This window comes from Dysgonomonas sp. 216 (assembly GCF_010501065.1).
Lineage (GTDB): Bacteria > Bacteroidota > Bacteroidia > Bacteroidales > Dysgonomonadaceae > QVMM01.
This window is the reverse complement of sequence record NZ_QVMM01000013.1, coordinates 59,225-71,828: the sequence shown is the minus strand read 5'-3', so window position 1 is coordinate 71,828 and position 12,604 is coordinate 59,225. Positions and strand designations below refer to the sequence as shown.

At 36.1% G+C, this 12,604-nt stretch carries 14 protein-coding genes; 1 reads left to right on the top strand and 13 read right to left on the bottom strand.

Translation table 11 applies throughout. The annotated features are described in order from the left end of the window. Nucleotides 1-5: 5 nt before the first annotated feature. From D0T53_RS09160 to D0T53_RS09115, 10 genes are all read right to left on the bottom strand, one after another. Nucleotides 6-680 (bottom strand): hypothetical protein, encoded by a 675-nt coding sequence (locus D0T53_RS09160; protein WP_163267103.1) that lies wholly within the window; start codon nucleotides 678-680, stop codon nucleotides 6-8. Between the two features lie 86 nt (nucleotides 681-766). Beyond that, nucleotides 767-1,663 carry a TlpA disulfide reductase family protein gene (locus D0T53_RS09155; RefSeq protein WP_163267101.1) on the bottom strand — a complete coding sequence of 299 codons (897 nt, stop codon included), beginning with the start codon at nucleotides 1,661-1,663 and terminating at the stop codon, nucleotides 767-769. 4 nt (nucleotides 1,664-1,667) lie between these two features. After that, complete coding sequence (locus D0T53_RS09150; protein ID WP_163267099.1) at nucleotides 1,668-1,970, bottom strand: hypothetical protein; 303 nt, start codon at nucleotides 1,968-1,970, stop codon at nucleotides 1,668-1,670. 635 nt (nucleotides 1,971-2,605) lie between these two features. Next, nucleotides 2,606-3,013 (bottom strand): GNAT family N-acetyltransferase, encoded by a 408-nt coding sequence (locus D0T53_RS09145; RefSeq protein WP_163267097.1) that lies wholly within the window; start codon nucleotides 3,011-3,013, stop codon nucleotides 2,606-2,608. A gap of 19 nt (nucleotides 3,014-3,032) precedes the next feature. Then, complete coding sequence (locus D0T53_RS09140) at nucleotides 3,033-3,839, bottom strand: DUF5712 family protein (protein ID WP_163267095.1); 807 nt, start codon at nucleotides 3,837-3,839, stop codon at nucleotides 3,033-3,035. Nucleotides 3,840-3,857: 18 nt separating this feature from the next. Beyond that, entirely contained in the window at nucleotides 3,858-4,469 is a 612-nt protein-coding gene (locus tag D0T53_RS09135; RefSeq protein ID WP_163267093.1) for a BfmA/BtgA family mobilization protein, read from the bottom strand. A 303-nt stretch (nucleotides 4,470-4,772) separates the two neighbouring features. Further along, nucleotides 4,773-5,120, bottom strand: a complete 348-nt coding sequence (locus D0T53_RS09130) for a helix-turn-helix domain-containing protein (protein ID WP_163267091.1) — start codon at nucleotides 5,118-5,120, stop codon at nucleotides 4,773-4,775. Between the two features lie 150 nt (nucleotides 5,121-5,270). Continuing rightward, nucleotides 5,271-5,507, bottom strand: coding sequence for a hypothetical protein (locus D0T53_RS09125; protein WP_163267089.1), 237 nt, complete (start codon nucleotides 5,505-5,507; stop codon nucleotides 5,271-5,273). A 160-nt stretch (nucleotides 5,508-5,667) separates the two neighbouring features. Further along, nucleotides 5,668-5,895 (bottom strand): hypothetical protein, encoded by a 228-nt coding sequence (locus tag D0T53_RS09120; protein WP_370457810.1) that lies wholly within the window; start codon nucleotides 5,893-5,895, stop codon nucleotides 5,668-5,670. 65 nt (nucleotides 5,896-5,960) lie between these two features. Beyond that, complete coding sequence (locus D0T53_RS09115; protein ID WP_163267085.1) at nucleotides 5,961-6,986, bottom strand: EFR1 family ferrodoxin; 1,026 nt, start codon at nucleotides 6,984-6,986, stop codon at nucleotides 5,961-5,963. 72 nt (nucleotides 6,987-7,058) lie between these two features. On the opposite strand from D0T53_RS09115, the gene D0T53_RS09110 reads away from it, so the two are divergent. Beyond that, the gene (locus D0T53_RS09110) at nucleotides 7,059-8,036 is read left to right on the top strand and encodes a GyrI-like domain-containing protein (protein ID WP_163267083.1); all 978 of its coding nucleotides are present in this window, start codon (nucleotides 7,059-7,061) and stop codon (nucleotides 8,034-8,036) included. Between the two features lie 28 nt (nucleotides 8,037-8,064). Here the strand turns inward: D0T53_RS09110 and D0T53_RS09105 are convergent, their stop codons facing one another. The 3 genes from D0T53_RS09105 to D0T53_RS09095 all read right to left on the bottom strand — a co-directional run bounded on the left by D0T53_RS09105 (nucleotide 8,065) and on the right by D0T53_RS09095 (nucleotide 12,454). Beyond that, nucleotides 8,065-9,297: a site-specific integrase gene (locus tag D0T53_RS09105; protein WP_163267081.1), complete on the bottom strand. Its 1,233-nt coding sequence runs from the start codon at nucleotides 9,295-9,297 to the stop codon at nucleotides 8,065-8,067. A gap of 268 nt (nucleotides 9,298-9,565) precedes the next feature. Then, the gene (locus tag D0T53_RS09100; RefSeq protein WP_163267079.1) at nucleotides 9,566-11,608 is read right to left on the bottom strand and encodes a phage tail tape measure protein; all 2,043 of its coding nucleotides are present in this window, start codon (nucleotides 11,606-11,608) and stop codon (nucleotides 9,566-9,568) included. 117 nt (nucleotides 11,609-11,725) lie between these two features. After that, the gene (locus D0T53_RS09095; RefSeq protein WP_163267078.1) at nucleotides 11,726-12,454 is read right to left on the bottom strand and encodes a hypothetical protein; all 729 of its coding nucleotides are present in this window, start codon (nucleotides 12,452-12,454) and stop codon (nucleotides 11,726-11,728) included. Nucleotides 12,455-12,604: the final 150 nt, after the last annotated feature.

Here is a 12,604-nt window from a genome sequence, read left to right as displayed (position 1 = left end):
CTATTTCAATCATACAGCTTAATTTCGGAAAGAGGTATAACTGCATTTCCGAAGACATTATCCCACACTACACGTTTGTTTTTCGAACTGCATATTACATATATCTGATAATTGCCATACATTTCATAAGTATTAACCCGCAATTTAGCATTTATAGCATACACACTATCTCCGACTTGAACATTGTCAAGAAACATTGATGGTATAAGATATGCACTTTCATCAAACGAACCCTTTTCCAGCTCTCTATCCATATTCACTGTCCATGTATAAAAAAAACGATGGTTTATTATTCGAGATTTATCATATCCATTCTCCTTAATTGATATATTGGAACCTATGTTGCCACCCAACTGTTTGTCTCCCGTCAGTACATTTTTCCAATAATTTAGCTGCGTAGAATTTTCGATAACCCTGACAAATCTATAGGATATTAATTCGGTTTCGTGACTATTGGTTATGTATTGAACATTCCAATTATTTAAGAGATTCTTAAAATTGCAATCACATGAATATATAGGTTTACCATATTCGTACAAATTAGTATTTGCCACACTACTATCCTTTGGTTCTATTTGAATGGTGTGTACTCCGTTCACTACATACTCACTTTTGTTTATTTGCGCACTCAATTCGCTAACAAACAAAACTAAAAATGAAATTAAATATAAATTCTTCATACATATAATGTTTAATGTTATTTTAAAACAATAGCAGATGCTAAAAAAATAATACTTATTGCTAATAATTTTTTCATTCGATAATTCTAATTTAACCCTATATCTTTCAAAAAATCCCCGGCATATTCTATACTTCCTTTAAAAACCAGCCTGCTTTCTTCATCAAAAATCATGACTACAGGAAAACGACGAATACCTAACTGATCTCTCAATACCGGATCTTCGATATCGATAGCCAGATATGGCATCGTATATCCTTCTTTTTCTATAATTTTTTTACCTGTTGTAACAGTTTCCTGCTTATCTTGCATGTAACAAAATAAAGAATAGAAAGCCACTTGAGGGTTGTTTTTGTATTTATCGTATATTTTTTGCACTTTGGGCATCTTTTCGAAACATACACTACACCGTGAAAACCAGCAATCAACAACAAAATATTTTCCCCTGAAATTTTGCAGAGGGATAACATTTGAATTTGTATCTTGGAATCGCAGATTTATTTCTTCCTTATAATCTATTTTTCCGGTATATGTTCCGTAATTTACTTCATGCTCCCATATATTGTTTCCTATTATTGAAAGCAGAATACCGCAAATAAAACAAGTGGGTATAATAAAATACCGGTTTTTTTTAGTCGATATAAATGCTATGTATCCCGAAATTATGCCGAAAAGATGAATCAGGTAGTCTAGAAGAGTGAGGTATGTTCCCTTAAAATCTATTATTCGGACAGGGATATCAAAAAAAGATACTCCCACAAGCATGGCAATAAAAATATGTAATGCTTTTCGTTTTTTAGTATATTTCTGTAAAAAGATGTACGTGACAAAAAAGTACAGAAAATAGCCGACTAAAGACGACATATTCAAGGGGGTTAAATCTCCAATCAAAAGATACCCTCCTCGCAGTGGGGATACTATTAAACCTAATGCAAGAAAAATTGCACCGATAATAATATAACATAGCTTGTTATTTTTTACCATAATTTCAATAAGTTAAGTCTTGCCTATACAATAGGCAAGACTTAAGATTAATATCTATTTCTACATCCGACACATCCTGATACTGATCTGTAACATCTTCAATACATGGAGTATTAAACAGATAAGGAATATCGCCATCTTTATCGGGCTGTATATACAATGATTCCGAATGTTTTTCGTAAGTTTTTCTAAATACTTTTGCCAGTTTATTTTCGAAATCGGCACGATTATTTCCCGCTAAGCCTAAATTCCGCTCTACTTGCAAATCGATTTCATTATTACACGAAAACAGTAATAAGAAACACATATATATAAAAGAAACTGTAATAGTTGGGTATCGATAATATAAATTCATATAGCTGCATTCGATTGAAAATTGATTAAATTTAACCTTTAAAGATTTACCAACATACGACATATTGTTCCAAAATATAGGTCTTTTTTCACATATAGTTTTTTTTCGACAAAAAAGGATATAACAACATAATAATCAGCAACATAAAATACAGAACAATTGTAACACATATAGTTTTTAGACTAACATTTACAAGATTAATACCCATAATTATGGTATTAAAACAGTTTATATTTTATAAAATTATCTTTGGGAGATAACCTTTTGAATAAAAGGCTGTAAGCGGAATTTTTCAGCGGTAGAGGTAACGATTTGGCAACCGTGCTTATTTCTGCGTTTTGCGCTGTATTTCCTCAAATAACTCACTGCAAATCTACGAATTATTTCTCACAAACCAACACATATTTTTTCCCTTTTTTTATTTGATATACCTTTTCTTTCATTCAGGGAATAGATAAGGCAACACTTTTGCAGGAAATACTACCCGGAGCGTAGCGCAGGTGTGGAGATTTCCTGCAAAACCCGTAGGGCTTGGTGTTTCCGTTCTATTGCCTGTGTGTATTTTTGTATCTCAAATGAATAAAGGATTACTTTAACCCATTGAAAAAAGAAATAAGTTTTTCTACCGATACCGCATAATTAGAGCCGTCTATCGAATGAAAACCTAACTTCCGGGCAAAGGATGCGCTTTTCTCGTTGGTGGATTCTATTCCGATGTGCTTATAACCGTATTTTGAGGCTATTTCAGCCAAGAACCTGACGAAGTGGGAACCATGCCCTATCCGTTCTTTTTGAAAGCCTATTCGGGCTATAATTAGGCTATCGGGCGGAAACAAGCTTTCTACCTTTCGGATACGCAAATAGAGGTCTATCCGGCTGTTCCTTCGGGTGGTTAGGATATTGTCAGGAGTAAGATATACAAGTGAAAGACGATACTTAAACCGCTTCATCAGGTAGTTATCTATCGCTTTGCGTATTTCTTCGCACTCATTCATATTGCTAATTTTTAATCGTTTATCTTCTGATTCCCCGTTTGGGTTTTTGTTCTTTTTTAGGTGGGTTTACCGCCTGTTCCTTTTTTCTTTCATCGAGAAGCGTATTTTGCGGAGCGGGTTGTATTCGGGCGGCTTCTTGTTTAATTTCACACTCTTGCATTTCAAGCTGTTCGGAGATACTACCGTTCTTCATCGTGTTGTAGTACTCAAAGGATTCGGAAAGTTCCCGCTTGTAGCCGAATAGCTTGTCAAATCCCTGCTCCGCCTGTTGGAACAGGCTTTTTCTATCAAAACCACCCTTAACCGTTCCTTTCTTGGTGTTTTTGTGGTTGGTGAGCGGGGATAGCTTCTTTTTGTTGGACTGGTCTTTCCGGCTGACAATCAAATGGCAGTGCATATTTAGTTCGTTGTTTGACCTGTCCCGGCTGAAATGTATCTTACCGTAAAATTTTATATCTTCTGCCAATAGTCCTTTGTTGAAATTCTTGGCATATTCAGGAATGACGACTTCCCGGATATACTGTTTCATGGCTTCGGCTTGTTCCTGTTCAGTATTACCCATTGCCCGAAGCTCCTTTTCCGATGGACTGACATGGATAGCGTAAAATTTGGCATCCGTTTTTAATAACTGACCGATATTACTGTCTATATCCTTTATTACTTGTGATTTATAGATATTATCGTCCGTCAGGTTGAAAAATCCTTCGGTATAGATTCCCTGCTCCATGCGTTCCATATCTTCATGTTCACAATAATCCGCTAATCTCCGGCTACTGCCTGCATTATTGTATGTGCCTTTGGACGGTGGCGGGAAATCTATGTTCATGGGGTTTATATTTGCTTGTTACTGCTTTTCGTTTATCAGGTCGTTAATCTCGTTTTTTAGGTTCTCCTTCCGTTTGCCGTCCATTACTCCGCAAGTGGCAAGTTCAGAGTATAGGGAAATCAGTTTCAGGAGTTTATTGTTATTCCGCTCCTGCTTCTTTGATGATGCGTTCACGGCTTGGGAAAGGTCAGTTATCTGTTTGGCTTGATTATTTATTACGGTTGCGTGTTGGTTGAATGTTTCGCTTATCTTTTTTAGGACATTATCCTGTAATTCTCTTGTGGTGTTTATCTCCGAAGTTATCAACCCTGTCTGTTCTTTCACGGAAGCATCAAATTTGACGGCTATTGAATGGCTCGTCCGTATCATCGGGTTAAGTTCCTTTTCTTCATAGCTTCGGATAAAGCGGATAATATCGTCCTGCCGTTTGTTGATTTTGGCAAGTTCCGTTTTTACCGATTCGGGAGCATCGGCAGGGTTGATATGGGCTTTCTCCAGATACAGAAATGCCAGTTTCACAATTTCCCCTTTTTTCAGCGAATAGCGTTTGCAGATTCTCTCAACCAAAGCATTGGTTTCATTGTCTATCCCGATAGTGGTAAATATGGTTTTCCGGTGTTGATTACCCATGTGTTATAACTATTTTATGACTATTTTCAATACTAACCACCTGATAATAAGCGGTAAAAAAAGACCGCTTATAACAGGTATTATAACTGTGCTTTAGTATAAAGCACTAAAGCCGAAGGCTTTGCCCCGCAGGGCAAGAGGAAGAACAGGACGAAGTCCAGTTCCCTCTTGCTCAATTTAGCGAAACAAACAGAGCCGAGAGGCGAAGTTGTTTCTGCTAAATGCGGAGCTACTTTGAAGGCGTAAACTTAAAGCAAGCCTTCATCCGCTTGCGCTATTCTGCTTAGAACATAAAAAGCAGAATCATTCCTCATTTTCGTCATTATTTTCTTCTTTCGGGTGCTTCTTGTCAAACTCTTGGGATGCCCAGTAGTCCATATATTTATGGACGAATACCCGAACATCGTTTACACGGTAATAGGTCTTATGTCCTATCATAAAATAGGGTAGCTTTCCGTCCGACCGATAACGTTGCAGGGTGCGTTTAGACACTTTAAGTAGAAAGGCTAAATCTTGGTTGTCGAGTAGCTTCTCGTCCTTATCGAATACCTTATCGGTATTAATCAGGGATTTCAAATCCTGACCGATTTCACTTAGCTTTTTGGATAGCTTCTGCATCCATTTTTCAAAATCTTCATTGTTGATATACATTTCATTTCATTTTTGAGATTATTAATTCGTTATCTCAATGCATTGATGAAGCAAAGGACGGCAGAACGAAGCAAACAAAATAGGGGAATCCCTATGGACTCCCCTAAACATTTCTTTTAAGTTATTTATAATCAATGTATTGAAAAACGGTTATTTTTCATCTTGTTTACGGCTGGCTTTAATAATAAGGTTTTTCAGGTAATCCAACGCTTTGGTAAGGTTGAACGGCTTGCGCTTAAATACTCGTTCTTTTGATTTGTAGGCATCCCCGAAAGTAAAGTTAAAGGCTTGTTCCAGAGCATGGGCGATATGGATGTACGGTGCGGGATTGCCTTCGTCATTAAGGAACTGACCGGATAACTCAAAAGAAATGGCGAATTCTCCCATACTATCAATCCCCAATCCTTCTTTGGGCTTAGGGATAAAATAGACTTTGGAATTGTTGGGTTTTGTCTTGTCATAGATGCGGTTTGCTTGCAGGAATGTAAGTTTCAGTATATCAATTTCGGATTCAATGAGTAGAATTGCTCTTTGCAGATAGGCTAATTTAAGCGCATTTTTCCCCCTGCCCGTATCGATGATGCGTTCTTACAGATACTAATTCAATACGAGTAATGCTCAATATCCGGTAGATTTCAAAATAATCTGTTTCGGATTGGCTAACCGTTCTTAACTGTTCCATAAAGCACTCATAGGCCTTTTGCATTTCTTTGTTTGTAACTTGTGAAGTTTCAGATAATAGACTGAAAAACTTCGCTTTAACTAAATCATTCATAAGCATAATTTTAAAATTTGTAATATTGATTATATTCAAAGCAGGGCTTTGTATGCTGAATGATTCTAATTGTCACTACCTTTATATCTGCCCCAAAACTTATAATGAGTAAGTGATGTTAGAGATATTATTTTAGCAATAATTCGATTTTTTAATTCAAACTGTTGAATCCTATAAAATATCCACATATAACCAATCAGTATTATATTGAATAGGATAAATTTCACAATCCAGAATTGGGCAAACTCTGGTAATAAGCTATAAAATAAGCATGTACATACTATTGAGGTAAGATAAATGACAATTACCCATAAGCCGTGCGGTGTTTCTATGGCATCAACAGGGCAATTATTCATACATTTCATGCAACTTTCACATTTAAACGTCCAAAATGGTCGTTTATTGACTTCTCTAATTGCTTTGACTGGACATTGTTTTATACATAGATTGCAATTTGTGCATTTATATGAAGCATAGTACGATTTTGCTAAAAAGAATTTGCCTATCAGATAATAAGCAAATGATACAGGGGAAATTAAAACATCCTGTATAGTATCTTTTCGTGAAGCAAAATCATTTTTCCCTGCATAAATCTTTTCAAAATGCTTCTTTGCTCGGTGATAGTTTTTATCAAAAATGAATTGTGCTGATTTCTTTCTGATTACAGGATGTATAGAAATCCAGTTTGAAGGCATATCAAACGGAATTTGTCCGATAATTTTATATCCTTTTCTTTTCAATATAAGCGAAGACAAAAGGAATGCTACACCTGTTAGTCCGGGCGTAATCCGATTACCTATTTTCACAGAGCCTCTTGTATTCATCAATACTATACGGTTTTTCCCCTTAGGAAATGCACGGATAAAATTTAATGTAATCTTCGGAAAGTTAAATCCATGTATAGGGGAAATAATTACAATCAGACTGTCAGGGTTAATCTTTTGCAAAGAACTCCTATTTGCATTAGAAATATCAACTATTTCACATAATATGCCTCTTTCTTTCGCAAATTCATAAAACCATAAAGCAACTTTTTTCGAGTTCCCTGTCCCCGAAAAATAGAATATTGATATATTTTGAATAGTACTCATATTGCTACATCTCATGCATACTATGCAAAAATAAATCAAATTACACGCTAAGAACTTACATTTCTTGCTAACATGCACTTAGGAAATTTTTATGTATTTTTGCAGGCAATGAAAGTCAGGCAGGAAACAAGTGTAAATGATTACATATCAAGAATCAATTCGGTTATTATCTATATTGAAAAAAATATAGACAAACCTTTGAATCTTAATAAGATTGCCTGTCATGCAAGCTTCTCGCCTTTTCATTTCCATAGAGTATTTACTGCTTTAGAGGGTGAAACCCCTGCCGATTTTATTCTTAGATTGCGAGTTGAAAAGGTAGCAAGGCTACTTCAAGAGCAAAAACATACTTCAATAACAGAGATTGCATATAGCTGTGGTTTCAACAACTACACCTCTTTCAATCGTGCTTTTAGAAAACACTTTGGAATGACCGCGCAAGAGTTTCGGAAGTTTGAAAAGGCAGTCTTTGCAAAAGATAAGCACTTCTACAATGCCAAAGGAGAATTGCTTGAAAGAACTGATAAAGCCATTAGTTATGAGGAAACTAATGTTTCTACATTTGAAAATGATAACATTATTCAAAATGCAGATATTCAAGTTAGAAGAATGCCCGAATATCAGGTAGCTTATATTCGCTATGTTGGTAGCTTTTATCAAATTGGAGAAACCTACGATAAATTGTTAAACTGGGCTACTCAAAACAGTCTGTTAGACATTCCAGAAACCAAATTATTTACTGTTTATCACGATGACCCATCCGTAACGAAAATGGATAGGCATCGTCAAAGCGTATGCATAACGATTCCCAACAACTTTAGACCAAAAGGATGTGTTAGCAAAATGCTTATTGATAAAGGAAAATATTTGGTAGGTTATTTTGAACTATCAGATATAGAGTTTGAAAAAGCATGGAATACTATGTACTTAACTTTAATTGAGAAAGGATATAAATTCAGGAATGCAAATATTTATGAAATGTATGAAACTGTAAAGAATACGCCTTTTTCTCAATCGTACAAAGTTTATATGTGTATTCCAATAGAATAAAAAACAGGGAATTACCCCTGTTTTTCTGCTATATTCTCTCCGTAATTTGTTTTTCCAATCCTGCTAACTTATATGAAAGGGCTTCCATATCCTGCGAGATTTTCTCTTTCGTTATCTTGGCGTAAATTTGGGTGGTTTTGATATTGGTATGCCCCATCATCCGGCTAACCGTTTCTATCGGAACTCCCTGTGAGATAGTCAATAAAGTGCCGAATGTGTGCCGAGCAACATGGTAGGTGAGCCGTGTTTTAATCCCGCATTGCTTGCCTATCTTTTTCAGAATATTATTACAACTGCTATTACTTGGTACAGGGAAAATTCTGTTATCCCTTGTGTAACCTTTGTACTTCTCTATTATCCGTTTGGGAACTTCCAATAGGCGGATACTGGAATCGGTGTTTGTTTTCTGACGGCGGGTAATAATCCATAAATGACCGTCAAACGAGGTTTTAAGATTGTCTTTAGTTAGGTTCTTCACATCCGAGTAACTTAACCCACAAAAACAAGAAAACACAAATAAATCCCTTACCAGTTCATACTGGGCATTTTTCATCTTGGCATTGACAAGAGAATTAAGTTCCTCTTTGCTTAGGAATCCCCTGTCTTTGGGTTCGGGGCTTATCAGATAGCCTGCAAATGGATTAAAGGGTAATTGCCCTGAATTACGTGCAATGGCTACTATATGTTTAATGCCAATCATATAACACCATATTGTATTGGTAGAACACTTTCGCACTGTTCGCAAGTAATATTCAAAGCCATTGATAAAAGCCAGATTCAATTCTTTCAGGAATATATCTTCCCTGTTGTACTCAGAACGGATATAGTTCTCCATATGCTTATACAGAGTGCAATATTTTGAATATGTGCCTTCCGCACGGTTATATCCTACCTTTCGGGAAAACTCCTGATTGTGTTTTGCGAACAGGGTTAGAAATGTGTCTTGCTTTACTCCTAAGCCTAAATAGGCGTTCTTTACCTTGTCAGCCGTAACAAAACCGTCCGCCTGCATTACTTCCTGATAGTGGCGGTTAATATCCACACGGATTTTGTCTAATGCGAGGTTTGTTTTTACGGCTAAGGTGGTTTTACCTGTCAGCCTGCCTGCTTTGGTGTCCCAAAGGTGAGGCGGTACAGTCACCTTACAACTGAACTGGCTGATTGTTCCGTCAATCGTGATTCTTCCCATTACAGGAACTGTTCCGTCTGGTTTAGAAGCATGCCGCTTCAAATAGAATAAAATTTTAAAAGTGCTACGCATCTTACTCAAAGTTTTAATGGTTACAAAATTACTTTACTTTGAGTTACAAGGGGTTATGCGATGCAACGCAAGAGGCAGACAATTAGTGACTTATAGCCGATTTGCATTTTTGCCGTTGGTAATGATGTGGTAACCCAACTTTGTCTTACCTTTGTCTATCGGTGGCTTTTGCCGTCCAAAAGAAAAGCCAAACAAAGAACGTTTCCCGCACATTATCAGTCGGTTGTCCTCATTTGGCTGAAACTTGCTTTTTTATCAGACTTTTATTTTAAACTCCAGCTATCTGCCTGATATTAGTTACCGATTCCTGAGCATCTATGATGTCGACAACCGATACTACCGGCTGAAAGTTTATTTTTGAAATGGCCTCCAAAACACGGTCTTCGGTAGAGGTGGAACTAATGCCTTCGCGTACAATATCAAGATTTGTTAATGCCCCTCCATTTTCGTATATTTTTTGCACGGGAGAAACGGGCATACTTCGGGGCTGAGGGTTGGCTCCCGAACGGCTATAATAAGAATATATATCGGCTGGCGATAACTCGCGACGGTTCTGATTAATATATTTGATAAGCCCCATATTTTTTCGGGTAGAAACACGATTAACAACAAACTCATCGCCCTCAACCTCTATATTAGTACCCTCAATACGCATACCGCCCTGCGAATGACGTCTACCACGCAACAAACCGCCATCTTGCAACTTTTCCCACTCACGCTTCATTTTAAGTACCTGAATGCTTGTGGCTGCTAAGGTAAAAGCCGCCATTATAGGTCCCAGCACGGGTCCCATACTCCATGCTTTTATTATCGCTGCTGCCTGATCGGCTGTGGCTTTAGCTATTTCCTGCACTTTAGCTATTTTTGCTTGTTGCTTTTTCTTTCGTTCAATTTGTTTTTCAATCTGTTCCTTTTCCTTTTCAGCATCTTTCTTTTGGGCTAGTAAAGCAGCCTGTGCTTCCATTTCGCGGGCCAACTGTTCTTGCAGCACTATTGCCCGTCCTCCATCGGCTGTTGCCGCTTCTTTTTTCAGAGATTCGATTTTCGACTGGTGTTCTTTTTGTGCTTTCTCTTTTTCTTCCAGTACTTTTGTAACAGCTTTTTTTTCATCCTCTAAACCAACAAGCTGATATGCCAGTAAATCGGTTAACGATTTTGTTGCAATACTATAATAATTCTCCAGTTCGGCATGCTTTTTAGTTATATTTTCGGCAATTGAATCGCCTACGGCTTTCGCCTCGTCTTTCATAGCTTGCGAGTTTGCTATAATCTGCGAATCTACTTCGTATAATTTTTTCTTTTTCTCCTCTTCAATGGCAATATATGCACCACTGTCTTTTTTTACAGATTCAAGTTGTTGGTTATATAATTTCTCTATCTCATTTTTTCTATTTTCAGCATCTTTAATATCTATTTCTCTCTGTTTATTTAGTTCTTTATAGTTTTTGATAGTTTCTTTTATATTGACATATCCATTGAAAGTTCCTCCTACTTTTTTATCAAGCATAGTTTTTGCAAGTTCATCGATACGTGTTTTGCGCTCGGTCAAAATTTTTTCTTCGGCTTTTACATCCTCCCTGAGTTTTACGAGATCGATAATCGATTTATTGTCTATATCTCCTACCCCCTCTAACGATTTTAATTCTTTTAGCATTGTTTCAACAGTATTGTCCTTACCGTCCTTGTCTTTAGTCGATATTGCAGCCTGACTTTCTTTTACTTCTTGCAATTTCTTATTGCTATCTTCATTAATCTTTTTGTATTCTTCCTCATATTTCTTTTTTTCGTTTATTAATACCTTGTGCTCTTCAGTATCCGCCTTATATAAACCTAGAAGGTAGTTGAAATATTCGTCATAAACTTTTTTCGATTCACTTGTGTGTTTAACTATACTTCCATACTGCTTCGCCAAAGTATCTATTTCGGTCTTCTTCTTTATCGAATCTTTTTCGATATGTTTATCCGAAATTTTTTTTATCAGCGCTGTTTCTTTATCTGCGGCCTCCTTCTTTTCTTTCTCTTCTTTTTTCTTATCTTCTTCAACTTTCTTTTGATACTTTTCTCTAATATCATCAAGGTTCTTAATCGTTTCGCCAATCTCTTTTAAATTAGCAGACATATCTACCAGAAGAGGATCGAACGTTTTAGCTATATTCGAAACACCGGAGAACAGCGACGATATATGCTGCGATATGGGCGACTGAGCCAACTGATTATTTGTTTGTTTTAATCGGTCGGTAAGCATTTCAATATCTTTAATTGCTTGTTCTACCCCGTCTATTTTAATGAGATAAGTTTTACTTTTTTCCATAGTTTTTTGTTTATAGATAAAAAAATAAAACGATTATCGGATGTGTATAAAAAAAATCTAGCCCGGAAAATATCCGGACTAGACTAATTTGAATAACTACTTATTTCTGATTATTTTTTAATACTCGTAAAGGATAGATTTACCTGAGATATTAAGAAGTACTTTGTCGTCGCCCTCAATCTGCAAATCTTCAATATTAAACGATATTGCTTTTGTAATCACCGCTTCACAAGCCTCATTGTTCTTAAGAGAAAGCCTCAAAGTCCTCTGACAAGGATTTGTTTCAACAACGCTTCCCAAGTCTATTAATTTTGTAACCCAACTATTTCCATCACACCCACTGGCACTAAACCTTATTTTCAGACAATCGCCCGATATTTCCATATTATGAATAGCAAACCGATCGTTTGGAGCATCTTCGTATTCATTTTCATCAATTATAACATCCTGATTACAAACGTCATCAAATATTTGAGAATAATCTATAAATATTTTTTCGCATTCATCTTCGAATATTACAACCTTACCTGTTAAATCCTTTGTAAGACAATTGCTTTCCGATCTGATTTCTACTTTATACGAATGTTCGCCAACCGATATTTCTTTAGCAATAGTCCCCTCCTGATCACAATCGGAAATATTATCGACGGGATCGCTTAATGTTCCGATTTTTTTACCATCAAGATAAATAGTTACAGTTGTAGGGCAGTTAACAATGTTGTAATTAGCTCCAAATGTGACAAATCCTTTTGGCTTGTCTTTATCGTCGTCATCGTCACACGATAATGTCGTAAATACTAATGTGACGCAGGTTACTAAATAGATAAAAAAAGTTGTTTTTTTCATAATCATCTAATTTTTACAAAGTTACTTTTCAAAGATAATAAAATCTAAAAAAGCAAAACCAAATTTACCGGAAATAACATATTTTTATCTTATTTGAAAAATATGTTACCTTTGTTTGTCGAATTTTAAACTATTAAAACTTTTTGTTTA